The organism is Kitasatospora sp. NPDC053308 (assembly GCF_055585785.1).
In genome coordinates this window covers 436392-460236 of sequence record NZ_JBVJJY010000001.1, presented here as the reverse complement: position 1 = coordinate 460236, position 23845 = coordinate 436392, and the positions used below count along the sequence as shown (strand labels likewise).

The 23845-nt window shown below is 74.0% G+C and carries 18 protein-coding genes and 1 tRNA gene; 7 read left to right on the top strand and 12 right to left on the bottom strand.

Annotated features, from left to right (window positions below):
- Positions 1-62: 62 nt before the first annotated feature.
- From ACZ6Y7_RS02105 to ACZ6Y7_RS02095, 3 genes are all read right to left on the bottom strand, one after another.
- On the bottom strand, positions 63-1724 hold the full coding sequence (locus ACZ6Y7_RS02105; protein WP_465755942.1) for a long-chain fatty acid--CoA ligase: 1662 nt from the start codon (positions 1722-1724) through the stop codon (positions 63-65).
- A 169-nt stretch (positions 1725-1893) separates the two neighbouring features.
- Entirely contained in the window at positions 1894-3153 is a 1260-nt protein-coding gene (locus tag ACZ6Y7_RS02100; RefSeq protein ID WP_465755941.1) for a hypothetical protein, read from the bottom strand.
- A 45-nt stretch (positions 3154-3198) separates the two neighbouring features.
- Positions 3199-4071 carry a DUF1906 domain-containing protein gene (locus ACZ6Y7_RS02095; RefSeq protein ID WP_465755940.1) on the bottom strand — a complete coding sequence of 291 codons (873 nt, stop codon included), beginning with the start codon at positions 4069-4071 and terminating at the stop codon, positions 3199-3201.
- Positions 4072-4223: 152 nt separating this feature from the next.
- On the opposite strand from ACZ6Y7_RS02095, the gene ACZ6Y7_RS02090 reads away from it, so the two are divergent.
- Entirely contained in the window at positions 4224-5291 is a 1068-nt protein-coding gene (locus ACZ6Y7_RS02090) for an EamA family transporter (RefSeq protein ID WP_465755939.1), read from the top strand.
- 46 nt (positions 5292-5337) lie between these two features.
- On the opposite strand, the gene ACZ6Y7_RS02085 is transcribed toward ACZ6Y7_RS02090, so the two are convergent.
- The 6 genes from ACZ6Y7_RS02085 to ACZ6Y7_RS02060 all read right to left on the bottom strand — a co-directional run bounded on the left by ACZ6Y7_RS02085 (position 5338) and on the right by ACZ6Y7_RS02060 (position 11908).
- Positions 5338-6126 carry a pyridoxine/pyridoxamine 5'-phosphate oxidase gene (locus tag ACZ6Y7_RS02085; protein WP_465755938.1) on the bottom strand — a complete coding sequence of 263 codons (789 nt, stop codon included), beginning with the start codon at positions 6124-6126 and terminating at the stop codon, positions 5338-5340.
- A 557-nt stretch (positions 6127-6683) separates the two neighbouring features.
- On the bottom strand, positions 6684-7013 hold the full coding sequence (locus tag ACZ6Y7_RS02080) for a hypothetical protein (RefSeq protein WP_465755937.1): 330 nt from the start codon (positions 7011-7013) through the stop codon (positions 6684-6686).
- Between the two features lie 486 nt (positions 7014-7499).
- Positions 7500-8864: an FAD-binding oxidoreductase gene (locus ACZ6Y7_RS02075; RefSeq protein WP_465755936.1), complete on the bottom strand. Its 1365-nt coding sequence runs from the start codon at positions 8862-8864 to the stop codon at positions 7500-7502.
- A gap of 200 nt (positions 8865-9064) precedes the next feature.
- Complete coding sequence (locus ACZ6Y7_RS02070) at positions 9065-9892, bottom strand: MerR family transcriptional regulator (protein WP_465755935.1); 828 nt, start codon at positions 9890-9892, stop codon at positions 9065-9067.
- Positions 9893-10018: 126 nt separating this feature from the next.
- A tRNA-Ser gene (locus tag ACZ6Y7_RS02065) sits at positions 10019-10106 on the bottom strand.
- 77 nt (positions 10107-10183) lie between these two features.
- A complete protein-coding gene (locus ACZ6Y7_RS02060; protein WP_465755934.1) occupies positions 10184-11908 on the bottom strand; it encodes a S1C family serine protease in 1725 nt (574 codons plus the stop codon).
- A gap of 460 nt (positions 11909-12368) precedes the next feature.
- On the opposite strand from ACZ6Y7_RS02060, the gene ACZ6Y7_RS02055 reads away from it, so the two are divergent.
- The 4 genes from ACZ6Y7_RS02055 (at position 12369) to ACZ6Y7_RS02040 (ending at position 16700) form a co-directional block, all read left to right on the top strand.
- Positions 12369-13781, top strand: coding sequence for a purine-cytosine permease family protein (locus ACZ6Y7_RS02055; RefSeq protein WP_465755933.1), 1413 nt, complete (start codon positions 12369-12371; stop codon positions 13779-13781).
- A gap of 118 nt (positions 13782-13899) precedes the next feature.
- Positions 13900-14724 carry a glycerophosphodiester phosphodiesterase family protein gene (locus tag ACZ6Y7_RS02050; protein WP_465755932.1) on the top strand — a complete coding sequence of 275 codons (825 nt, stop codon included), beginning with the start codon at positions 13900-13902 and terminating at the stop codon, positions 14722-14724.
- 293 nt (positions 14725-15017) lie between these two features.
- Entirely contained in the window at positions 15018-15602 is a 585-nt protein-coding gene (locus ACZ6Y7_RS02045) for an ATP-binding protein (protein WP_465755931.1), read from the top strand.
- Positions 15603-15716: 114 nt separating this feature from the next.
- Positions 15717-16700 carry a DUF5926 family protein gene (locus tag ACZ6Y7_RS02040; protein WP_465755930.1) on the top strand — a complete coding sequence of 328 codons (984 nt, stop codon included), beginning with the start codon at positions 15717-15719 and terminating at the stop codon, positions 16698-16700.
- Positions 16701-16929: 229 nt separating this feature from the next.
- Here the strand turns inward: ACZ6Y7_RS02040 and ACZ6Y7_RS02035 are convergent, their stop codons facing one another.
- Positions 16930-17565, bottom strand: coding sequence for a bifunctional DNA primase/polymerase (locus ACZ6Y7_RS02035; protein ID WP_465755929.1), 636 nt, complete (start codon positions 17563-17565; stop codon positions 16930-16932).
- 618 nt (positions 17566-18183) lie between these two features.
- Here ACZ6Y7_RS02035 and ACZ6Y7_RS02030 point away from each other — a divergent pair.
- Positions 18184-19635 carry a PP2C family protein-serine/threonine phosphatase gene (locus tag ACZ6Y7_RS02030; RefSeq protein WP_465755928.1) on the top strand — a complete coding sequence of 484 codons (1452 nt, stop codon included), beginning with the start codon at positions 18184-18186 and terminating at the stop codon, positions 19633-19635.
- Positions 19636-19760: 125 nt separating this feature from the next.
- Entirely contained in the window at positions 19761-21260 is a 1500-nt protein-coding gene (locus ACZ6Y7_RS02025) for an aminopeptidase P family protein (RefSeq protein ID WP_465755927.1), read from the top strand.
- Between the two features lie 300 nt (positions 21261-21560).
- Here the strand turns inward: ACZ6Y7_RS02025 and ACZ6Y7_RS02020 are convergent, their stop codons facing one another.
- Together ACZ6Y7_RS02020 and ACZ6Y7_RS02015 are read right to left on the bottom strand one after the other, a co-directional pair.
- A complete protein-coding gene (locus ACZ6Y7_RS02020) occupies positions 21561-23012 on the bottom strand; it encodes a hypothetical protein (protein WP_465755926.1) in 1452 nt (483 codons plus the stop codon).
- On the bottom strand, positions 23009-23686 hold the full coding sequence (locus tag ACZ6Y7_RS02015) for an RNA polymerase sigma factor (RefSeq protein ID WP_465755925.1): 678 nt from the start codon (positions 23684-23686) through the stop codon (positions 23009-23011). Before ACZ6Y7_RS02015 ends, ACZ6Y7_RS02020 begins: the two co-directional genes overlap by 4 nt.
- Positions 23687-23845: the final 159 nt, after the last annotated feature.

Below are 23845 nucleotides of genomic sequence, written 5' to 3'. Positions count from 1 at the left end.
GTCGAAGGGCCGGCCGCCCCCGTACGGTACGGGGGCGGCCGGCCCTCTTCCGTGCCCGGGCGCTACTCCTTGCCGAGCACCGTCACGTCCAGCTCCTGGGCCGCGTAGCTGGCCCGGATCACCTTCTTGTCGAACTTGCCGACCGAGGTCTTCGGCACCGACTCCACGATCGACCAGCGCTCCGGCAGCTGCCAGGAGGCGACCCGCCCGGCCAGGAAGGTCCGCAGCTCCCGCAGCCCGACGGTCGCGCCCGGGCGCAGCACCACGGTGGCCAGCGGGCGCTCGCCCCACTTCTCGTCCGGGACGGCGACCACGGCGGCCTCGGCCACCTCGGGGTGCGCCATCAGCTGGTTCTCCAGGTCGACCGAGGAGATCCACTCACCGCCGGACTTGATGACGTCCTTGGCGCGGTCGGTGAGGGTCAGGTAGCCGTCGGCGGTGATGGTGCCGACATCCCCGGTGCGCAGCCAGCCGTCCTCGGAGAACTTGTCCTCCGGGCGGACCGGGTCCTGCCCGGCGCCGCCGTAGTACGCCCCCGCGATCCACGGACCTCGCACCTCCAGCTCGCCCGCCGAGACGCCGTCGTGCGGCATCCGCTCGCCGCCCGGGCCGATCAGCCGGGCCTCGACGGAGGCCGGGAAGATGCCCTGGGTGATCCGGTACGGCCACTCCTCCTCGGGGGTGAGGCCGCCCGGGGGCTGGGCGAAGGAGCCGAGCGGGGAGGTCTCGGTCATGCCCCAGGCGTGGATGACCCGGATGCCGTGGCGCTCCTCGAAGCCCTGCATCAGCGACGGCGGGCAGGCGCTGCCGCCGATGACCACCATGCGCAGGCTGGAGGTGTCGTAGTCGCCCGCGTCGAGCTCGTCCAGCAGGCCGCTCCAGATGGTGGGGACGGCGGCGCTGACGGTGGGGCGGACGGCGGCGATCATCTCGGCCATCGGCTTGGGCTGGAGGAATCGATCCGGCATGAGCAGGTTGGCGCCGGACATGAAGGCGGCGTGCGGGATGCCCCAGGCGTTCACGTGGAACATCGGGACCACCGGCAGCGCGGTGTCGCGCGGGGTGAAGGCGAAGTTGTCGCCGGTGTTGACCTGCAGGCAGTGCAGGTAGACCGAGCGGTGGCTGTAGAGCACGCCCTTCGGGTCGCCGGTGGTGCCGGAGGTGTAGCAGAGCACGGCGGCCTGCCGCTCGTCGATGTCGCCGCGCCACGGGTACGCGGTGGGCCGGCCGGCGATCAGCTCCTCGTAATCGTGCACGCCGCCCGCGAAGCCCGCCAGCAGCGAGCGGTCACCGGGCCCGCTCACCACGATGTGCTTGAGGGTGGGCGCGAGCTGCGGCAGGACGGCGGCGAGCAGCGGGAGCACCGAGCCGTTGACGATGATCACGCGGTCGGCGGCGTGGTCGACGATGAAGGACAGCTGCTGCGCGGGCAGCCGCAGGTTGAGCGTGTGCAGCACGGACCCCATCGCGGGGACGGCCAGGTACGCCTCCAGGTGCTCGGCGTTGTTCCACATCAGGGTGGCGACCCGGTCGTCCCCGGTCACCCCGAGCTCGTCGCGCAGCGCCCACGCCAGCTGCGCGGCGCGGGCGCCCACCTCGGCGTAGCTGCGGACGACCGGCCCGGTGCCGTCCCAGGTGGTGACGGTCGAACGGCCGTGGATCGTGGACCCGTGCTCCAGGATCCGGGCGACGGTGAGCGGAACGTCCTGCATCGTGCTGAACACGGGTCCTCCTTGACCTGGCGGCACCGGCGGCCTGCGCCTGCGGCACCTACTGGGCGGTAATGGGCGCGGACCTGCCCGATTTTGCCGCCCCGCGCCGTCCCCTGTCAGCATCCCCGGCCCGTTGCACGGATCACGGCCTCGCCACCCCCGCCCCGGGCCGCACCGGGCGTCAGCGCTGTTCGCGGCGGCAGAGGCGGAGGGAGTTGGCGGGGTCGGGGGTGTAGGCGGGGTCCAGGGTCCAGCCCTGCTCGGCGGCGATGCGCAGGGCGTGGTGGGCGCCGGCGCCCCGGTAGGTGGCGCGGTGGAGCTGGATGCGGCGGTAGTAGGTGCCGTCGGGAGCGACGAGCTTGGCGTAGCTGTCGGGGGTGCGGGCGAGTTCGCGCTTGGTGTCGCGCTGGAGGATGCGGCGGATGTGGCGGTCCCAGGCGGCGGGGCTGTCGGTGAACTCGGCCCGGAAGGCGCGCGGGCCGACCGTCCAGCGGGCCCCCCAGCGCTCCCAGTAGTCGGGCTCGGGCCGGTTCATCCAGAAGGTGGCCAGGCCGTACACCGGGACGTAGAGGATCTGGAACAGGAAGACGAACGGGAGCAGCAGCGCGGAGCGGGTCGGCTGCGGTCCCCACGGGGTGCCGGGGGCGGCGGGCGGGTCGTGCGGGGCGGGGGCGTGCGCGCCGGCCGGGGCGGGGAAGCGGCGGACCAGCCCGACGTGGTCGGCGTCGGTGCCGACGGGCGAGCCGTGCCAGCCGTGCCGCTCGGCGATCCGGACCACGCCGGCCGCGCCGAGGCCGCGGTAGAGGCGCGCCGCGAGCCGGACCGACACCTGCCGCGAGAGGTCGGCCTGCACCTCGCCGCCACCGGCCGCGTGGGAGGCCTCGGCGGCGGCGATCCGGCGCTCCAGGATCGGGGTGACGTAGCGTTCCCAGTCCTCCGGGCGGCCGGTGAGCTCGGCCTTCAGACGGCGCGGCGGGATGAAGGTGCGGTTGACCTTCAGCCAGCCGTCCGAGCTGGGGCCGCCGCCGCTGTAGTCCGCGAAGATCAGGACGACGAAGAGGAGCACCAGGGCGGCGATCCAAAGCGGGGCGTAGATCCACTGCAGCAGGAACTGGAGCAGGACGGCGACGCGGCTGCGGCGCGGCAGCGGTCCCGGGAAGCCGCCGGGCAGCGGCTGCGGCTGCGGCGCCGACGGCTGCGACAGCGACAGCGACGGCGGCTGCGGCTGCGGCTGCGGCTGGTGTGCGGCACCGACGTGCGGTGCGGGGTGGGGCTGCCCGCCGTAGGGCTGCTGCGGCGGGACGGGCTGGGCGTACGGGTTGTGGCCGTACGGCGCCGGCGGCCCGTACGGGTGCTGCGAAGGCACCGCGCCCGGACCAGCCGCGGCCCCGGGCCCGTACCCGTACGCGCCGCCGTGTCCCTGTTCCTGGCCGTTCGCCATGTCGCCCCCTCTGCCGGACCGGGGGCCACCCTACCGGCGGGGGACTCAGCCGGCGGTCGGACCGTCCACCTGGTCGCGGTCGATGGTGAGGGTGGCACCGCCGTAGGTCTCCGGGACGTTGCCGCGGTACTGGTGGACGCGCTGGTGGGCGGTCCAGAGGTCGGGGGCGAGGGCGCCGGAGCCGGCCGTGTCGGCGCGGTCGTCCCAGCGGGCGTACCAGAGCGAGTCGGGCATCGGGGCGCTACCGGCCCGGTGGGCGGCCGCCAGGTCGGCGATGCCGGAGTCGAGGCTGGAGTAGAGGCCGGAGCGGTAGCCGGCGGAGTGCAGGGCCTGGGTCCAGCCGAGGGTGAAGTCGACCACGGCCTGGCCGCAGGCCCGGTCGCGCATCGGATAGGCCTCGATGTCCAGGTAGACCGGGCTGCCCGGGCCGAATCCGAGCGAGCGCAGCGCACGGGTGGCCTCGGCCGCCTCGTCCCGCCCCTGCCGCACGGCGTTCGCGGGGTCGATCCGCCTGGGTCTGCGGGCCGGGTCGGCGCACGGCGCCTGCAGTCCGACGTGCACCGGCAGGAAGCGCCAGCCCATCGCGCGCGCCTGCCGCACCCATTCGGCGGTGAGCCGGGACTGGCCGCAGGCGCGCTGGGAGCCGCTGGTGTAGAGGCCGATCGCCCCGTACGGGGAGGCGGTGCGCCAGGTCCGCAGGGTGTCCAGTGGGGGCGCGGCGCAGACGTCGAAGGCGGGGCCGTTCCAGCTCTCCCGGAAGCGGGGCGGGACGCCCTTGTCCGGCAGGGCGAGGGCCCGGATGCGGGGGGCGGCGGCAGCGGCCGGAACGGTGGCTTCGGCGCGCACGCCCGTTCCTTCGGTGGCCAGCAGGAGCACGAGGGAGGCGGTGAGGAGGGCCGCGGGGCGGAGATAGCGCACCCGGCCTTGATACTGACGGACCATCGGACGAATGCGGCAACCACGCCGCGGCGCCCCCGCGAGTCCACCCTTTGGGACGCACCCGTCCGCATCCGTCCCGATATTTGTAACGAGCTTGCCCGTTCGTCACTCCTTACGGCACACTCGCGAGCATGCCCACCTCGCATACCAGCGCACCCCCCACCGCCTCGTCGTCGGCAGCCGCCGTCGCCGAGGCCCTTGCCATGCCGCCCACCCCCAAGGGCGAGCCCGCCGGCGAGCGGGGCAGCTGGCGACGAGGTGGGGCGTCCGGCCCCGCGGCGCCACCCGAAGGACGGACCGGCCGGTCGAGCGGCCGGCTCGGCACGATCCTGCGGCGCCCGGACACGATCCCGGCGCCGCTTCTCTGTCTCACCGCGATGTTCCTGGTGCAGACGGGGATCGCGCTGTCCAAGCCGCTCTTCGGCCCGCTCGGGGTCAGCGGAACCACCTTCCTACGGCTCGGCTTCGCCGCCGTCATCCTGCTCGCCGTCACCCGGCCGGAGCTGCGCGACAAGCGTCCGCGCGACCTCGGCGCAGCCGCGCTGCTCGGCGTGGCCTCGGCCGGGATGACCTTCCTGTTCGCCGGGGCGATCGACCGGCTGCCGATGGGCACCGCCGCGACCATCGAGTTCCTCGGCCCACTCGCGGTCGCCCTGGTCTTCGCCCGGCGCGCCAGCCACCTGCTCTGGGCGCTGCTCGCGGCCGCCGGCGTGGCGCTGCTGACCCTGCTCGGCGAGGGGGACGGCGGCGGCTCGCTCGACCCGGTCGGGTTGCTCTACGCCTTCGGGGCGGCCGCCTGCTACGCGCTGTACATCCTGTTCACCGACAAGGTCGGCGCGACCTTCCAGGGGTTCCAGGGCCTGGCGGTGTCGATGACGGTCGGCGCGCTGGCACTGGCGCCGTTCGGGCTGGGCGAGGCCTGGCACGGGCTGAGCGCGTCCGACTCCTCACCGCTGCTGCTGCTCGCCGCGGTCGCCGGGGTGTCGCTGCTGCTGCCGGTGATCCCGTACGCGCTGGAGATGACCGCGCTGCGCCGGATGCCGCAGCGGGTGTTCAGCGTGCTGGTCAGCCTGGAGCCGGCGGTCAGCGCGCTGGTCGGCCTGGTCGTGCTCGGCCAGCTGCTGGGCGCGTCGCAGCTGGCCGGGATCGGCTGCGTGGTGGCGGCCAGTGTGGGCGCCACGCTGACCGGCCGCCGGTAGGTCCGGCGGCTGCCCGCCGGCCGCGGCACCCGCGGCCGGCGGCGTCTCAGGGCCAGAGCAGGGTGCGCGACCAGTCCGGGGAGCTGACCGGGCCGGTGCGGGTGTAGCGCAGCCGGACGTGCCGGCGCTGGGAGTCGCCCTGCCAGAACTCCACCTCGTGCGCCCAGAGGGTGTAGACGGCGTGCCCGGGCGGGACCACGTCCGGGTGCGCCTCCAGCCGGCGGCGGGCGACCGCCACCGCCTCGTCGTACTCGGTCAGCGCGGCCAGCGGCTCGCTCTGCCGGCCGACCAGCGAGGAGGCCCGCGCGGCGGGCGAGCGGGTGGCGAACTCGGCGGCGGCGACCAGGTCGGCGGCCCGCTCGACGCTGCCGCGCACCCGCACCTGGCGGCCCAGCTGCGGCCAGTAGACGGTCAGCGCGGCGGCCGGGTGGTCGGCCAGCTGTCGGCCCTTGGGGCTGTCGGCGGCGGCGGAGAAGTTCCAGCCGGTGCCGGCCGCGTCCACGTCGCGCAGCACCAGCACCCGGGCGTCCGGCATGCCGTCCGCGTCAACGGTGGAGAGGGTGAATGCCTGCGGGTCCAGCACGCCGGCGTCCAGCGCGGTGGCGAGCCAGTCCACGAAGAGCGGGCCGGGCTCGGCGGGGGCGGCGTCGTGGTCGAAGGACGGCAGCGGGCGGGCCATCGGCGGCCGGCCGAGCAACAGCTCGGGGACGGACCTCGGCTCGGACCGGCGCTCACCGGACGGCTCGGCCGCCGGCTCCCGGCGCGCCTCCGCTTCCGGCCCCGGTACGGACCCGGACTCGCCCGGGCCGGTCAGGCCCTCCTCCTCCGCCGCCATCGCGCGCCCTTTCTTCCGATTGCCGCGGTCACCACCCCGGTCGGGCCGCCCTCGCGGGCCCTGGCACGCGGTGTGCTGTCGGAGCGCAACCGTACCGCCGTGGGCCGACGCCGCAGGGCGCGGGCCCTCGGTGGAGGGCTCCCGGCCGGTCCGGCGGCGGGCGGCCAGGGGAAGGGGGGACGGCTGGGGGGACGGCTGGGGGGACGGTGGCGGTCCGGAGCCGGGACGGAGCCGGACGCACTCGTGGGCGGTGCCGATGGCGGCACCGCCCACGAGGCCGGTTTCGCGGTGACCCTTTCCGCTGGCCGGTCATGCGCTGTTCCCTCGGTGATGCGCGGTTCCCGTCTGGTTCCTCGGGGTTGTTGCGGCCGTTCCGTTGCCGTCGCGGCCGTTGCCGCGGCCGTCGAGGCCGTCGCGGCCGTCGCGGCCGTCGTGTTTCCGGGTCGGAGCCCGAGTCCGGGCGCGGGTGCTCAGCTCACCCGCGGCCACCCACCTCCGGCGCCCCCGCCGTCAGCGGTACTCGGTGGTACCCGGTCGCACGCGGTGCGGCCGGACGGTCAGGGGAAGACCGGGGCGAAGACGACGTTGATGTTCTTGTTCCCCTGGCCGGCCAGGACGGCGCCGGCGTTGTCCTTCACCGCGAGGGTGTTGCTCTGGTTCGAGGCACCGGAGCCGGTGGCCGTCTGCTGGGTGGAGACGTAGTTGCCGTCGACCCCGCCGAACACGTTGCCGGTGCCGGCGTTGGACACCACGCCGGCGTTGGAACCGGCCGCGGCACCCGCGCCGTTGTCGGCGGCGGCGGCCCCGGCACCCGCTAGCAGGAGACCGGCCGCGAGCGGGCCGGCGAGCAGGAGACCGGCCAGAGGACGGGTGTGGTGACGAGCCATGAGAACCTCCAAAAATCTGTTCATCGAGTCATCGAGTCATCGTGCAATGTCGACCATGCTGTGCGGGGTTCGCCGGCCAGACGAACACCTGCGGGCTGCGACGCCGAGGGAAAGACTTCCGCAACAAATCGACAAAGCACCAGTCGGCCTCGCCATTTTCGCCCGTTAGTGTGATATCCACCCAGGGCCCGCATAGCGGAGGTCGATCCGGAAAACGCGCCGGCACACCGCCGATGAGCTGGGACTTCGCCCGACCGGCCGCCGACTTGCGGGCCGCCGGAGGCGGCGCATCGACCGCTCGCGAACGACCGGGCGCACCACCCTGGCGCGGGCTGACGGCGAATGCGCCCCCGAAAAGTTCGACCACCCCTTCCATGTCGACTTTTCCAGCCATTCGCAGACCATCGGAAAGTCACACCCAAGCAGCGGGCAAACGACTCTCCGCCCCTTACGGATCCGCCCTGGAAACAATCAAACTGGCGACAATCAGACCATCTTTCCGGGATTCAGGATTCCCAGCGGATCGAAGACCGCCTTCACCTGCCGGTGCAGGTCCAGCCCGACCGGGCCCAACTCACGGGCCAGCCAGTCCCGCTTGAGCAGCCCCACCCCGTGCTCCCCGGTGATCGTGCCACCCAGCTCCAGTCCGAGCGCCATGATCTCGTCGAAGGAGCGCTGGGCGCGCGCGGTCTGCTCCGCGTCCTCGGCGTCGAAGATCACGATCGGGTGGGTGTTGCCGTCCCCGGCGTGACTGACCACCCCGATGGTCAGCCCGTGCCGCTCGGCGATCGCCGCGACACCGTTCAGCATCTCGGCCAGCCGGGAACGCGGCACCGCCACGTCGTCGATCATCGTGGTGCCCAGCCGGTCCAGCGCCGGCAGCGCCAGCCGCCGGGCCGCCAGCAGCAGATCGGACTCCGCCTGGTCCTCGGCCGGCACCACCTCGGTCGCCCCCGCCTCCCGGCACAGCCGCGCGACCCGGGCCAGCTCGTCCACGCGGTCCGGACCGTCGAAGGCCACCAGCAGCAGCGCCCGGGTGGACTCCGGCAGACCCATCTGCCCCAGCTCGTTGACGGCCCGCACGGAGACCGCGTCCATCAGCTCCATCAAGGACGGGGCCAGACCGCCCGCCATCACCTCGCAGACCGCCGCACCCGCCGCGTCCGCGCTCGGGAACTCCGCCGCCAACGCCAGCTGCGGGGCCGGCGCGGGCCGCAGCGCCAGCACGGCCCGCACCACCACACCGAGCGTCCCCTCCGAGCCGACGAACAGCCGGGTCAGGTCGTACCCGGCCACGCCCTTCGCCGTCCGGCGGCCGGTGGACAGCAGCCGCCCGTCCGCCAGCACGACGTCCAGGCCGAGCACGTACTCGCTGGTGACGCCGTACTTCACGCAGCAGAGCCCGCCCGCGCCGGTGCCGATGTTGCCGCCGATCGTGCAGGACTCCCAGCTGGACGGGTCCGGCGGATAGGCCAGGCCCGACTTGCCCGCCGCACGCGACAGTTCGGCGTTCACCACGCCGGGCTCGACCACCGCGATCCGGTTCACCGGGTCGATCTCCAGGATCCGGTTCAGCTTCACCAGCGACAGCACGATGCAGCCGTCCACCGCGTTCGCCGCACCCGAGAGCCCGGTCCGGGCGCCCTGCGGCACCACCGGCACCCGCAGCTCGGTCGCGGTGCGCATCACGTGCTGCACCTGCTCGACCGTCTCCGGGAACACCACCGCGGCGGGCACGCCGGCCGCGCAGAAGCCCGCCATGTCATGGCGGTACGCGGCGGTCACCTCGGGGTCCACCACCACGGCTCCGGCCGGGAGGCCCTGCGCCAGTCGGTCCGTCAGATCACCCATCGCCGCCTCCGCTCGCCGCCCGACCAGCTCCACCTCCGCACTCTGCCCGCGGGCCGGTAGTGGGGCAAGTGGGCCTCCGGGGGAGCACGAGGAGGCGGCGGGACGGGAGGGACCGCCGGAGGCGGACGGGAGGGTCGGCGAGCGGGAGGGTCCGCGCGCGGGGCCGGGGGCCTCGACCGGGTCGAGGCCCCCGGCAGGGTCTACCGGCGGGCCACCGGCTCCTGGAGTTCGGTGACCCACCCGGCTTCGTCGTCCGGGCACTCCAGGTACAGCTCCCGGGCGTAGCCGGCCGAGCGGTAGCCGTTCTCCTCGATGAAGCGGGCCAGCTCCTGGAACGTCCCCAGCGCCTCGGACATCGGGCCGCGGTGCACGATCGTCGCCGCCTCCTCGATCGGCGGCAGGTCGAGCACCTCGAAGTCGTGCGCGCCCGGCCGCACCGACGGCCCGACCGGGACGGCGACGAGGATCTGCACCGAACCGTCGCCGTCCGGCCCGTCCTGGTACCGGGCGACGGCCGGGCCGGTCGCCTCGACCCCGGCCTCGGCCAGCCGCCGGCACAGTTCGCCGAACAGCGGGCCGATCACCGGCGGGATCTCCTCCGGCTCGTACCCCGCGGCCACACCGGTCAGTTGGGCCGCCCGGACGGACGGCACCCGCTTCACCACAACGTCGTGCGCGGACATGGTCCCCTCGCTCTCGATCGTCCGGAGCCTCGCCTCCACCCGGGCCAGCCGCAGCTCGTCCGCCGCGATGGCCTCGGCGAGTTGGGCCCGCCGCAGCCGCAGCATCCCGCGCAGTTCGGCCGGGTCCACCTCGTCGTCCAGGACGGCCCGCACCTGCTGCAGCGTGAATCCGAGCTCCTTGAGCGCGATCACCCGGTTGAGCCGGGCGAGTTGGGCGGCCTCGTAGAAGCGGTAGCCGCTGGCCGGGTCGACCCGGGCGGGCCGCAGCAGGCCGATCGCGTCGTAGTGGCGCAGCATCCGCACCGACACCCGGCCGTGGCTGGCGAAGTCTCCGATGGTCAACATGATGGCTCCACTCCACGGCCTCCCACGGTGTCAGGGTCAACCGGCCGACGGACCTCGCCGGGAAACACCGAGGGCGGGTGCCGAACGATGTCGGCACCCGCCCTGAGCAGGTGGTTCTCCTACCAGCGGAGAGCGTGGGATTCGAACCCACGGTGACGGGTCACGCCACGACAGTTTTCAAGACTGTTCCCTTAGGCCGCTCGGGCAGCTCTCCAGGCGGAGGTCAGCCTAACGGGTCCGGCGGGGTTCGGCGCACACGGTTCGGTGGCGGCGCGGGTCAGCGGGCCGGGGTCACTGGTCGCCGTCGCGCTGGCCGAGGGTCACCTTGGTGGTGAAGGTCTGGCCGTTGCGGGTGTACTCGACGTCGACCGTCTCGCCGGGCTTGTGCGTCCAGATCCGGCTGACCAGGGCGGGGCCGTTCTCGATCGGCACGCCGCCGAGCTTGGTGATGACGTCGCCCGGCTTCAGGCCGGCCTTGTCGGCGGCGCCGCCGGGGGTGACGGCGGGCTGGCCCTGGATGTCGCGGGTCTGGATCTGCGCGCCGTCGCCCTTGTAGTCGTCGTTGCGCAGCACGTCGAGCTTGGCGTAGACCGGCTTGCCGGTCTTGATCAGGGTGTCCGCGACCCACTTGGCCTGGTTGATCGGGATGGCGAAGCCCAGGCCGATGCTGCCGGCCCGGCCGTTGGCCGAGGCGTTGGACTGGATCGCCGAGTTGATGCCGATCACCGCGCCGCCGGAGTCGAGCAGCGGGCCGCCGGAGTTGCCGGGGTTGATCGAGGCGTCGGTCTGCAGGGCGTTCATGTAGGAGGCCTGCGAGCCGGTCTCGTCGCCGGAGGCGACCGGGCGGTCCTTGGCGCTGACGATGCCGCTGGTGACGGTCGACTCCAGGCCGTACGGCGCGCCGATCGCGACCGTGGCGTCACCGACGTTGACCTTGTCGGAGTCGGCCAGCGGCAGCGGGGCCAGCTTGCTCTTCGGCGGATTGTCGATCTTGACGACGGCGACGTCGTAGCCCTCGGCGTGGCCCAGCACCGAGGCGCTGTACGAGGTGCCGTCGGCGAACTTGACGGTCAGTTTGCCGCCGTTGAGGGTCGGCGCGACCACGTGGTTGTTGGTGAGGATGTGGCCCTCGGTGTCGAAGACGAAACCGGTGCCGGTGCCCGACTCGCCGTTGCCCTGCGCCTTGATGGTGACGACGCTGGGCAGCGCCTTCTGGGCGATCGCGGCGATCGAGCCGGGGGCGGGCTCGTTCTTCTGGGTGTCGCTGGCCTGGACGGTGGTGCTGCGGTGGTCGTCCGCCGAACTGGCGCCGGGGCTGCGGTCGGCGACGGTCACGCCGAGCGCGCCACCGGCCACACCGGCGACCAGCGCGACGGCCGCGATCAGGGCGACCAGTCCGCCCCGCTTCTTGCGCGGTCCGCCGCCGTGCGGGCCGCCGGGGTGCTCGGCCGGGTAGCCGAGCGGGCCGGACGGGCCGCCGGGGAAGCCGGTGCCGCCGGCGGCGTCGTGGGTCGGGCCCCAGCCGCCGAGCGGCTGGCCGGCGCCGAAGGGGTGGTGGGCGGGCGCGGCGGGCGCGGCCGGGGCGGTGCCGTACGGGTCGTGCGCGCCGGCGGCGGGCACGCCGTGGGTCGGGGTGGCGTAGGGGTTGGCGGCCGGCGGCAGGGCCGGGGCCGCGGGCGCGGCCTGGGCGGCGGCGGGCGGCAGGACCGGCGGCGGCGCGTCGATGTACCCGGTGACCGGGTCGACGGCCGGCTCCTCGACGGCCGGGGCGGCCGGCGCGGCGGGCGCCTCCGGCTCGGGGACCTTGGTCAGGGCGACGGTGGGCCGGTGCCCGCCCTCCGCGGGCGCGTCCTCGGCCCCCGGGGCCGCGGCGGGCGCCGCCTCCGGCTCGGGGACCCGGCTGAACGCCATGGTCGGCTTGTGCCCGCCGTCCGCCGCGGCGGGCTGGGCGGGCTCATCGGCGTCCGCGGGGGAGGCCGGGGCGGCCTCCGGCTCGGGGACCCGGCGGAAGGCCATGGTCGGCTTGTGCCCGCCCTGAGCGGGGGCTTCGGAAGTGGACTCAGCCGCTCCCGGGCCTGCGGGCTGCTCCCCCTGCGGCCCGGCGGGCCCAACCTCGCGCTCGGTGCTCACGGACGACCTCCATAGCTGGCAGAACCAAGGACCATAGTTTTTCGCATCGCCGATTCGGTTGTCGTAAGGACCCCTCTGAAGAACTCATAAGAATCCTTAGCCGGCGCCGACGCCGATGGTTCGCCTCCCCCGCCGGGGCGTCCCGCGATGCGGACGGCACCCGCCTGGCCTTGGCGTTCGCTCTCGTGCCGGTTAGCCTGTCGCTCCAAACTGACACGCGGGAGCTTGGACCGACCAGGCTGAGAGTGCGCATGTCGACCGTACGCCACGCGAGCGAGGCGGACGGCCGAGGGGGCGCTGACCGCCGGAACCTGTCCGGGTAATGCCGGCGTAGGGAGTATCGGCCATGCCGCCTGCTTCGCCATCCTCTTCTTCGGGCGCACCTTCGTCCAAGGACGTCCCCGACCACCCGGGCTCGGCCACCGCCGTCCTGGACCGGCCCGAGCGCGCCGAGGCGCCGCTGGTCCTGGACACGGAGCCGCCTCGCACGCTGCGCTTCCGGGACCACTTCGCGCTCTGGATGAACCTGGGCGTCAGCCTGATCGGCTTCTCCACCGCCGCCACCGTGCTCGGCGCTCCCGGCAGCGAGCTCTCGCTGGCCGCCTCGGTGACCGCGATCGCGGTCGGTACGGCGGTCGGCACCGCGATGCTCGGCGTGGCCGCACTGATCGGCGCCAGGACCGGCGCGCCCGCGATGGCCAGCCTGCGCGGCCTGTTCGGCACCCGGCTGTCGTACCTGCCGACGGTGCTGAACATCGTGCAGTGCGTCGGCTGGGGCGTGTTCGAGCTGCTGACGATCTCGGCGGGCGCCCAGACCGTCGCCCACACCACCGGCTACCGCTGGCTGTTCGTGCTGCTCGCGGGCGCGCTGACGACCGCGCTGACCATCTGGCCGCTGGGCTCGATCGCGGTGCTGCGCCGCTTCGTCGCCGGGGCGGTGGCCGTCGCGATGGTGTACTTCACCGTCCAGCTGGGCCGCCAGGGCGTGCCCGACCCGGGCGCCGGCAACTGGCACGGCTTCCTGGGCGCGACCGACGCCATGATCGCCGTGTCGATCTCCTTCGTGCCGCTGGCCGCCGACTACACCCGGCACTCGCGCACCCCGCGCTCGGCGTTCTGGGGCAGCTTCTCCGGCTACACGATCGCCCAGGTCTGGTGCTACGTGCTCGGGCTGATGGCGCTGCTGCAGTCCGGCGGCGACCCGAACAAGATCTTCGACTCCTTCCTCGGCGTCTGGGCCGGCTGGCTGTTCCTGCTGGTGCTGGTGCTGCGCGAGACGGACCAGTCCTTCGCCAACGTGTACTCGACCGCGATGTCGGTGCAGAACCTGCTGCCGAGGGTCGACCGCCGGGTGCTGAGCGGCGGGATCGGCGCGCTGACCACCGTGCTGGCGCTGCAGATCGATCAGTTCACCGACAGCTACTACAACTTCCTCGGCCTGATCGGGTCGGTGTTCGTGCCGCTGCTCGCGGTGCTGGCGGTGGACTTCTTCCTCGGTGCCGGACGCCGAGGCTGGGACCTCTCCGAGGACGCGCCGTCCCGCTGGACGATGCTGCTGCCGTGGCTGCTGGGCTTCGCCGTCTACCAGTTCATCGCACCGACGAAGGTGGCGGGCTGGTGGACGGACTTCTGGACCTCCGCCCAGGAGACCCTGCACTTCACCCCGCAGGAGTGGACCTCCGCCTCGCTGTTCGCCTTCCTGGTGCCCGCCCTGGCCACCTGGGCGCTCACCCCCCTCTCCCGCCGCGCCGCGCGCTGACGCCGCCCTCCGGCGCCGGGCACCGACACCGGTACCGGCGCCGGAGGACCCGCAGACGGCCCCGCGGATTGGGACCGTCTTCGCCCCCGCTTCACCTCGGCCGCCTATCGTTGGCCCCGTGACCAGCCCAGACCTGTCCTCGACGGCGGCGCGCACGGCGTCGCCCGTCCAGGTGATCGCCCACCGCGGTTCCTCCGCCGCCCTGCCCGAACACACCCTCGCGGCCTACCGGCGCGCCCTCGACGAGGGTGCCGACGCGGTGGAGTGCGACGTCCGCGTGACGGCCGACGGCCACCTGGTCTGCGTGCACGACCGGCGGATCGGCCGGGTCTCCAACGGCCGGGGCACCGTCTCCGCCATGACGCTCGCCGAGCTGCAGTCGTACGACTTCGGCGCCTGGAAGACCGGCCGCCCCAGCACCGACCCCGAGCTGCGCGGCGTGCTCACCCTGGAGCGCCTGCTGGAGCTGGTGGTGGACTGCGGCCGACCGGTGGACCTCGCCATCGAGACCAAGCACCCGGTGCGCTTCCGCGGCCTGGTGGAGACCGAGCTGGTGCGGATGCTGGAGCGGTTCAAGATCGGCGCGACCCGGGAGGGCGACCGCCCGTCCGCCCGGATCATGAGCTTCTCCTCGACCGCGCTGAACCGGGTGGCATCCGCCGCACCCCAGTACCGGCGGGTGTTCCTGTTCGAGCGGACGCTGCCGCTGGTCGGCCGGCTGCGCGAGGGCTCGCCGCTGCCGGGCGGGGCACGGATCGCCGGGCCGGGCATCGAGCTGGTGCGGGCCCGCCCGCAGCTGGTCACCCGGCTGCGCGAACTGGGGCACGAGGTGCACGTGTGGACGGTGGACGAACCGGCCGACGTCGAGCTCTGCCTGGAACTCGGGGTGTCCGCGATCATCACCAACCGGCCCGCGGACGTGCTGGCGCAGCTCGGGCGGTGATCCGCCGGTGCGCACCGGACCGTCCCGGTGCGCACTGATCACCCTGGTGGGCAGTCAAACCTTCCCCGCGCGATATTGCCGGAATTCCTCTCCCCGCGGACTCTTTCGGACTCCTCCGGACTCTTCCAGGCCCTCCCGGACCCCGCCGGGCGACGGAGGGTGAGCACGGAATGACCTCCGGTCGACGGTCGGTCGCGATGCTCGAAATGGGCTCGCGGGATCGTCGGGTGCTCGTTTCCGACGCATTACCAAGGGGCATCTCTCCCTCGGCATACGCTGAAGGAGGTCCGGGGGTGGCGTTGATGGTGGCGCGTGAAGTGCCGACTTCATCGACCATGGCAGTGCCGCACGGCCCAGCGAGTGTCGGGGTCGCACGGCGCCGACTGCGTCGAGATCTGGGTGACCGGCAGATACCGGAACCGGTCATCGATGATGCCGTACTGATCCTTTCCGAACTGTTGAGCAATGCGTGCCGGTACGCCCGCCCGCTCGGTCCGCTGCCGGCGCTCGGCCGCAGTGCCCGGGCCGAGGTGCTCGGGCAGGTCCTGGTCGGCGTCCCGTCCGGGGCGCACCCCGCACCGGGCGGCCGGGAGCACGGCGAGGACACCGGGGAGCCGGACGGCGGCGTGCTGGTCCGCTGGCAGATGCACGCCGACGGTGTGCTCACCCTGGAGGTCACCGACGGCGGGGCGACCACCCGGCCGCTGCCCGCCAGCCCCTCGCTGACCTCGCGCGGCGGCCGCGGCCTGAGCATCGTCGACCAGCTCGCCAGCGACTGGGGGGTGCGCGACGCGCCCGGCGAGGTGACGGTCTGGGCCGCGCTGCCCGCCCGCGCCCGGCACGCCCGGCGGGGCGGAGGCGACGCCCGCAGCGCGTAGCAGCCCGCACGCCCGCCCCGGCGCGGCGGCGCGCGCCGGGAGGGGCACGGGGGCCACAGGAACGTCAGTAGGCTTCCCGGGACACAGGACCACCGTTCCCGGGAGAGCCGCACCATGGGCAAGAAGGCCGCCAAGAAGGCGCCGCAGCGTCAGTCCACCACCGCCGTCACGGGCGAGATCCCCGTGGTCGGGGCCCGCGAGGACTGCCCCTGCGGCTCGGGCCGCCGTTACAAGGCCTGCCACGGCCGGGAGGCGTCGCACGCGGTGCAGGAGCTGGTGCACCGCCCGTTCGAGGGTCTGCCGGGCGAGGCCGACTGGGTCGCGCTGCGCGAACTGGTGCCGGCCGCCACGGTGCCGCTGACGCTGGCCGCCGGGGTGGCCGAGGGTGCCGCAGGCGAGGTCCCGTCGGTGACGCTGGCCACCGTGCTGCCGCTGGCCTGGCCGGCCCTGCGCCGCCAGGACGGCTCGATCCTGCTCGGCCTGCAGACCCAGTCCGCCTCCGGCGACCTCAGCCGCGACCTCGCGGACGCCCTGGAGCTGGCCCTGGCCACCGAGCCGGGCAACCCGGTGCCGGCCCGCCGGACCGTCCCGGGCGGGCGCCGTCTGCAGGACCTGCTGGACACCACCGCCGCGTTCACGCCGACCGTGCACACCGGCTTCGAGTTCTGGCTCGAGGACGCCGAGACCGCCACCGGCGAGGTCGCCGCCTCGCTGGAGCGCGCCAACGCCTCGGCCATCCCGACCGAGAAGCTGGCCGGTGTCGACGCCGCCTACTGGTGCGGCACGCCGGACAAGAACCACCTGCGCTGGGTGATGACCGTGCCCGAGGAGCGGCTGCTGGACGCGCTGGCCCGGCTGAACGCCGCCGGCGAGGCCTCGCTCGGCGCGGACACCCGCCTGGTCGGCTCGTTCCGCGCGCACGGCCTGACCGTCCCGGTGTGGGACCTGCCGCTCTCGATGACCGCCGCCGACTGCGAGAAGCCCGCCGCCGAGTTCGCCGAGCGGCTCGCCGCCGTGCTCGCCGACGAGACCCCGCTGACGGCCGAGGAGCGGCGCGCCCGCGCGAACCTGGTGAACCGTCAGGTCACCTTGAACTAAAGCACGCAGGATCAGCGTGATACGCGTCACATTGTCGCGGTGAACGCGCAATTTCCGGGCGTGGAGGGCGTCTTGGAAATTGGCGCGGGCGCAGATCCTTGTTACTGTCTAAAGAGTCCGGCCGCTGGTGCATCCCCCGTCGCCAGCGGCCGGATCTTTTGTTTTTCCGGACGGCCCCTTCCGACGCCCCTTCGGACGGCCCTTCCGAGGCCGCGCGGAACACCGCGCCTCAGTACGCCGAGCGCCCCCTGTCCAGCCGGACCGTCGCCTCCACCAACTCCCCCAGCAGCGGCCCCACCTGCGGCAGCCAGACCCCACCGTCCGTGCCCGGTCGCGGCGCCAGCACCCAGCGCACCCGGCCGGCCGACCCACCGGGCGGCAGCGGCAGGAAGCCTCCCGGCCCGTGGTAGCGCAACGAACCCGGCACCCACGGTAGTTGGGCGAGCATCTCGCCGAGCGCGTCCAGGGAGTACGGGGCCACCAACAGCGCGTAGCGGCCCGGCATCGCCAGCACCGGGCCGAGTGGCAGCCGCAGCGCGCCCAGGTAGGCCAGTGCCCGCGCGCCCGCCGCCGCGGGCAGACTGACCGCCGAGACCGTCCGGCCGGTCGCGGCCAGCACCGTCGCGTCCGGGCTCTGCCGCTCCCACCACCAGCGCACCATCCGGGCGTCCGTGGTGGCGGCCAGCAGCGAGGGGTCGTGCGGGTGCGCGCCGGGGACGGTGCACTCCGGATCGCCGCAGGAGCAGCGCCCGCCGCGCAGCACGGCGCCCGGCACCACGGGCCAGCGGTGGTCGACGGCGGCCGCCAGGGCCGCGGCCAGCCGTCCGGCACGCTCTTCCGACCGGTCCTCCGGGTTCTCACGCATGGCGCTCGTTCCTTTCCCTGACCGCTCGGTTCGCTCCGCCCCGCTGGCGTCCGCCGGGCAGCCTCCGCACGGGCCCGCCGCGGCACGGCCCCGGGCGGCGCGGAAGGGGCGGGCGGCATGGCGAACGGCGCGGCTACGACGTGGAGCACGGTGTGGAGCACGACATGAGGAGGGCCGCGCACTGGAACAGCCCTTGGAACGAGAATCCCGTACGCGACCGGATGGACGCCGCCCGGGCGCGCTTGGTTCCACCGTACGAGTGAGAGACTTCCGGCCGACCCGGCGCGCGGGCGGCACGGGCATACGATCCGGACGGCCGCCCGGTCCGTCCCCCCGGTTCTGCCCGTTCACGGCTCGCTCCATGCCTCCCGGCCGACCGGCGCGCGCACCGACCACGCACGCCCCCCGACCGGGTCGCGAAGGCGGTCGAACCGGCCACGGCGTCGTCCTGGATCTGGACATGCCCCGAATGGCCTGTGTAGAAGTGGTGGCATTGCTGTCGATCAATGACGAGTAGTAGCGAATCGAGGCGAAACACGCCTTTTGGCCGTGCTCGCTCCACATTGGCCGTACCTGGGGGTTTCGCATGGCACGTAGCACCGCGTCAGGAGTGGCGGCATGAACGAGTCCCACCAGTCGACGGCCCTCCCGTCGACGACGACCGCCGAGCCGGGCGCACCCGGCTGCGCAGGCGGGCTCACCGTCCTCGATCCGCCGGGGCTCCCCGGCCCCGCCGACGCACCGGACGGCACGGCGGACGACCACCCGGAGCCGTCCGACGCGGTGCAGGACCGTTTGGCCGGACGCCTGTCCGATATCACCTGCCTGCACGAGCACACCGAGCAGCTCGCCCGGGCCCGCGGCCTGGCCGCCACCCTGGACACCGTGCTCGCCTCCGGTGCCGCCCTGCTCGGCGCCCGCCGCGGCGTCCTGGTCACCCGGCTGCCCGGCGGCGGCCCCGGCCAGCCGGTCGGCCTCGGCCTCGACCGCGCCAGCCTCGGCGCCCTGGAGACCGTCCCTACCGAGCAGAGCCTGCTCGCCCGGCTGCTGCGCGACCGCGACCGGCCCGAGCAGCTGCACTCCCCCGACCTCGCCGAGGACCCGGCCATCGGCGCCCGGCTGCGCGAACTCGCCGTCCACCTCGGCCTCGGCGGCGCCTTCGGCCTGCCGCTCGCCACCACCGAGGACGGCCCGCTCGCCGCCGCCCTCTGGTTCTACGACGAGCCCGCCGAACCCACCCGGGGCCGGCGCGAACTGGCCCGCCACTACACCGAGATCGCCGCCCCGCTGCTCGCCAAGCAGCTGGAGGCGGACCGGATCCGGCGCACCACCGAGGCCCTGCGTCGCGGTCTGCTGCCCGACCGCCTCCCGCAGACCCCCGGGGTGCGGCTGGCCGCCCGGATCGTCCCGGCCGGCCTGGACCGCTCCTGCGGCAGCGACTGGTACGACGCGATCCCGCTGCCGGACGGCACCGTCGGCCTCACCGTCGGCTCCGTCTCCGGCGACGGCCCCGGCGCGGGCCCCGGCTCCGCGCCCGGCGCGGCCGCCGCGATGGGCCGGGTCCGGGCCGCGCTGCGGGCGTACGCGGTGCTGGAGGGCGAGGACCCGGTCTCCGTCCTGGGGGACCTGGAACTGCTGCTCAAGACCACCGAGCCGACCCGCACCGCCACCGCCGTGTACGCCTGGGTCGAGCCCGAGGAGCGCCGGGTCACCCTGGCCGGCGCCGGGCACTGCCCGCCGGTCCTGGTCGGCCGGCACGGCGCCGAGTTCGTGGAGACCTCGCTCTCCGCCCCGCTCGGCATGCTGGCCTGCTGGGAGGCGCCCGGCGTCGAGTTCACCGCCGAGCGCGGCGACACCCTGCTGCTCTACACCGAGGGACTGGCCCGCCGCTGCGGCCCGACCCTGCACGCCGGGCAGGCCAACCTGCGCCGGGCCGCCGCCGACGCCCCGCGCGACGTGCGGATCGACCCCGACCGGCTCTGCGCCCACCTGCTGGCCGTCTGCCCGGCCCCGGAGACCGCCGCCACGGCCACCGACGACCTGATGCTGCTCGCGGCCCGCTTCGAGTGAGCGCACCGGGGCCGAACGACTGAGCGGCCGGGCGTCCGTACCATGGGACGCACGGCCGCCCGCGCGTGTCGCGATCCGACACTCCCCCGAGGGGCGGCGGTACCACCCCCAAGGAGGCGTTGCACGTGACCGAGGACCGCACCCCCGCGGTGGCCGAGAACCCCGAAGCCGAGGGCGGCGAGGACCCGCAGGAGTTCAAGGGCCGCAAGAACGGCCTCTACGGCGGGATCTCCGACGAGCTGGCCACCTCGATGAAGTCCGGCTGGGCCGACACCGAACTGCACGGCCTCGCCCCCGTCGCCCAGGCCCCGTACGCGGCCGAGCGCCGCGCCAAGCTGTCCGCCGCCTACCCCGGCGAGCGCCTGGTGGTCCCGGCCGGAAACCTGCGGGTGCGCGCCAACGACACCGACTACGCCTTCCGCGCCGCCAGCGAGTACGTGCACCTCACCGGCGACCAGAGCGAGGACGCCGTGCTCGTCGCCGAGCCGACCGGCGACGCGGGCCACGAGTTCGCGCTCTACCTGCTGCCCCGCTCCGACCGGGAGAACGGCGAGTTCTGGCTGGACGGCTACGGCGAGCTGTGGGTCGGCCGCCGGTACAGCCTGAGCGAGCAGGAGCAGCTGCTCGGCCTGCCCGCGCACGACGTCCGCAAGGCCGCCGAGGAGCTGGCGGCCCGCGCCGCGGACCCCGCCGTGCCCACCCGGATCGTCCGCGGTTACGACGCCGGCCTGGAGGCCGCGCTCGCCGGTGTCCTGGACGCCGAGAAGGACGCCGAGTTCAAGGAGTTCCTGAGCGGCCTGCGGCTGGTCAAGGACGAGTGGGAGATCGGCGAGCTGCGCGCCGCCTGCGAGGCCACCGTCAAGGGCTTCACCGACGTGGTCCGCGAGCTGGGCCAGGCCGTCGCCACCTCGGAGCGCTGGATCGAGGGCACCTTCTGGCGCCGCGCCCGGGTCGAGGGCAACGACGTCGGCTACAGCACCATCGCCGCCGCCGGCCCGCACGCCACCACCCTGCACTGGGTCCGCAACGACGGCGAGGTGCGCCCCGGCGAGCTGCTGCTGCTGGACGCCGGCGTGGAGACCCACACCCTCTACACCGCCGACGTCACCCGCAGCCTGCCGATCAACGGCCGCTTCACCGAGCTGCAGCGCAAGATCTACGACGCGGTGTACGACGCCCAGGAGGCCGGCATCGCGGCGGTGAAGCCCGGCGCCCGCTTCCGCGACTTCCACGAGGCCTCCCAGCGGGTGCTCGCCGAGCGCCTGCTCGCCTGGGGCCTGCTGGACGCCTCGGCGTACGACGTCGAGAAGGTCCTGGAGCTCGGCCTGCAGCGCCGCTGGACCCTGCACGGCACCGGCCACATGCTCGGCCTGGACGTCCACGACTGCGCCCACTCGCGCCGCGAGGAGCACGTCGACGCACTGCTGGTGCCCGGCATGGTGCTCACCGTCGAGCCCGGCCTGTACTTCCAGCAGGACGACCTGACCGTGCCGGAGGAGTACCGCGGCATCGGCGTCCGGATCGAGGACGACATCCTGGTCACCGCCGACGGCAACGAGAACCTCTCGGCCGGCCTGCCCCGCCGCGCCGAGGACGTCGAGGCCTGGATGGCCTCGCTCGCCTGAACCGCCGCACACGCGTGAAGGGCCCGGCCTCCCGAGCAGTGGGGGCCGGGCCCTTCGGCTCGGCGGACGACGACCGTTCTCCCGCGGTCAGCGCTGAACGACGGGCCGCACCGCGAGGGCCGCACCGCGAGGGTCCCGCCGGCTCGCTCTCCCCGCCCCTCATCCTGATGGACGTCCGTCCCCCGAGGGGTTGCCGGTGGATCGGAAGGTTTTTCGGCGCGGTCTCGCCCCGGAACGCCGAAAGGCGCCGTGACCGGGGGATTCCCTGGTCACGGCGCCTCGGACGCGGTCGACGACCGGCTACTTCACGACGTTCTCCCGGATGGTCGTCTCACCGATCACGGTGAGCGAGCCGGAGCCGTCGTACGGCAGCGTCGCCTGCATCCGTACCGGCATGATCCCCGGGCCGTCGGCGGGGTCGATGGTCAGCCGGTACGTCACCGTGTGGCTGGCGCCCGGAGCCAGCGGGAAGGTGGCCGACCTGCCGCCCGTCGCGTAGTCCATGCCGCCTCCCGGCGACATGCTCAACTGGGTCCAGGTGTCGCCGTCCTGACGCTCCAGCTTGCCGAGGTTCATCAGGATCATGCTCTCCGGCGTCCCCGGGTAGGGGTCGGTGAACACCAGCGGCTGGACCGCCGGCAACGTGGAGGTGCCGGTGTTCCGGAAGGTCACCGCGAAGGTCACCGGCCGGTCCTTGGCGGACACCATCCCGTTCGGGAGGAACCCGCTCTGTGTGACGGCCACGGTGGTGCCGTTCACCGGATCCGCCGACGGCGTGGCGCCCGGCGCCTTGTGGCCGCTGACGTCCAGGCTGTTGACGATCGTCTGCAGGCCGGCCTGGTAGTCGTCCTTGAGACCGTTCGCCGACACGAACACCTGGTCCGAACTCAGCCCCCACATCTGGGCCGTGAACGAGTCACCCGGCTTGCAGGTGGCCTTCCACTGGGTCTTGTCGGCCGTCTTCCCCGCGACGGTGGGTCTGGTCCGCACGGGCGTGCCGACCGACGAGTAGGGCGCGGTGGGGATGTAGGGACGGCCCCAGATCGGGCAGTCCGGCTGGTGCGACCAGCCCGAGGGCGAGGCCAGGTCGCCCGTGGTGGGCCACGTCGCGTGCTCGGCCTCCTCCGCGTCGCTGTAGACCGCCACGGTGACCCCGTACGGTTCGCACGCCTCCTGGGACCAGTCCGGCTGCGGTTCCGTCGGCGTTCCCGGGCTCAGGACACAGAGCCGGGTCTGACCGATCGGGACGGTCTTCCAGCCTGCCGGCACCTTGAACTTGACGCCGCGGAAGGTGTACGGGGTCGCCGGCCCAGCCGGCACGGTGTTCGTGGCCGAGGCGCTGGAGGAGGGCGTGGGGTCGGCGAGGGGGAGTTCGGCTTCGGGGTCGCCGGTCGGGGTGCCGGTGTCGGTGGGGGTGACCGACGGGGTGGGGGCGGGGGTCGGCTCGGCGGTCGGGCTCGGGGAGGCCGTGAGGGTGGCGGCCGGCGGCGGGACCTGGTCGTGGGCGACGGGCTCGCCGTGGAAGGTGAGCACGCCGAGCGCCATCGCGGCGGCCAGGCCGAGCGGGACGGTGACGGCGTACACCGGGCGCAGTCGGCGGATCCGGTTCCTCGGCGGCGCGGCCGGGCGCAGGCTGTTCGCCGTGACCAGCGCGGCGCGCGCACCCATCGCCTCGCGGAGCAGCCGTTCGGTCGGGGTTTCGGCCGGCCCGTCGCCGTCGCCGCCGGTCCGGCGGGGGAACTTGTCGGTCATCGAACCTTCTCCAGGTGCTTTTCCAGAGCGTCCAGGGCACGACTGGCCGTGGACTTCACGGCGCCCCGGGACAGGCCCAGGGTCTCGGCTATCTGCGCCTCCGACATGTCGGACCAGTAGCGCAGCACCAGCACCTCGCGCTGGCGGGGAGTCAACTCCTGCAGGGCGACGAGCACCCGGCGGTGCTCGTCGTTGAGGACCGCGTGGTCCTCGGCCGACGGGGCGTCGGCCTCGTGCGGCGGCACGTACTCGCGGGCGGTCTTGCGACGGCGGAGCATCGAGCGGGCCCCGTTGACCACCGAGGTCCGCAGGTAGCCGAGCGCGTTGTCCAGGTCGTCCAGCTCCTCGCCGTGGCGCTGGTAGAGCTGGGTGAAGGCCTCCTGGACGACGTCCTCGGCCAGGTCCTGGTGGTCGACCAGGAGGACGGCCATGCGCACCAGGCCGAGCCGGTGCGCGTGGTAGAGGTCGGTCAGGGTGGGCCGGTCCTCGGCCGGCTTGCGGCCGCCGCGCAGGAGCCGGAATCCGGCCCGGCGCTGCTTCGCCTCCTGCTCGGGAACGGGACCGGCGAGTGGCTCGCCGGCCTCCTGCGCGCCGAACAACGCGGCGACCATCCCACGGATGGTGAAGCCGCGCGCCCCGGTCGGCGCGCTGATCGGCCCGATGGCCATGGACATGTGCGTTTCCGCTTTCCCCCGGGACGGTGACGGCGTTCGCCGGACCGTCAGGTCACCTGATCAAGATCGTGATCGGGGGGGATCCTCTCAGCCGCCCTCAGGCCGCTCCCCGCTGCCCCCGTACCCATGGACGTGCGAACGGCGTGGAGGTTGCAGGTG

What these genes read in the sequence shown, in the direction of transcription:
- ACZ6Y7_RS02100 (WP_465755941.1), bottom strand. Translation starts at nt 3,153, where the DNA reads ATGGCGAACGGCCAGGAACAGGGACACGGCGGCGCGTACGGGTACGGG.
- ACZ6Y7_RS02090 (WP_465755939.1), top strand. Translation starts at nt 4,224, where the DNA reads ATGCCCACCTCGCATACCAGCGCACCCCCCACCGCCTCGTCGTCGGCA.
- ACZ6Y7_RS02085 (WP_465755938.1), bottom strand. Translation starts at nt 6,126, where the DNA reads ATGGCGGCGGAGGAGGAGGGCCTGACCGGCCCGGGCGAGTCCGGGTCC.
- ACZ6Y7_RS02080 (WP_465755937.1), bottom strand. Translation starts at nt 7,013, where the DNA reads ATGGCTCGTCACCACACCCGTCCTCTGGCCGGTCTCCTGCTCGCCGGC.
- ACZ6Y7_RS02075 (WP_465755936.1), bottom strand. Translation starts at nt 8,864, where the DNA reads ATGGGTGATCTGACGGACCGACTGGCGCAGGGCCTCCCGGCCGGAGCC.
- ACZ6Y7_RS02070 (WP_465755935.1), bottom strand. Translation starts at nt 9,892, where the DNA reads ATGTTGACCATCGGAGACTTCGCCAGCCACGGCCGGGTGTCGGTGCGG.
- ACZ6Y7_RS02060 (WP_465755934.1), bottom strand. Translation starts at nt 11,908, where the DNA reads ATGGCCTTCCGCCGGGTCCCCGAGCCGGAGGCCGCCCCGGCCTCCCCC.
- ACZ6Y7_RS02055 (WP_465755933.1), top strand. Translation starts at nt 12,369, where the DNA reads ATGCCGCCTGCTTCGCCATCCTCTTCTTCGGGCGCACCTTCGTCCAAG.
- ACZ6Y7_RS02040 (WP_465755930.1), top strand. Translation starts at nt 15,717, where the DNA reads ATGGGCAAGAAGGCCGCCAAGAAGGCGCCGCAGCGTCAGTCCACCACC.
- ACZ6Y7_RS02035 (WP_465755929.1), bottom strand. Translation starts at nt 17,565, where the DNA reads ATGCGTGAGAACCCGGAGGACCGGTCGGAAGAGCGTGCCGGACGGCTG.
- ACZ6Y7_RS02030 (WP_465755928.1), top strand. Translation starts at nt 18,184, where the DNA reads ATGAACGAGTCCCACCAGTCGACGGCCCTCCCGTCGACGACGACCGCC.
- ACZ6Y7_RS02020 (WP_465755926.1), bottom strand. Translation starts at nt 23,012, where the DNA reads ATGACCGACAAGTTCCCCCGCCGGACCGGCGGCGACGGCGACGGGCCG.
- ACZ6Y7_RS02015 (WP_465755925.1), bottom strand. Translation starts at nt 23,686, where the DNA reads ATGTCCATGGCCATCGGGCCGATCAGCGCGCCGACCGGGGCGCGCGGC.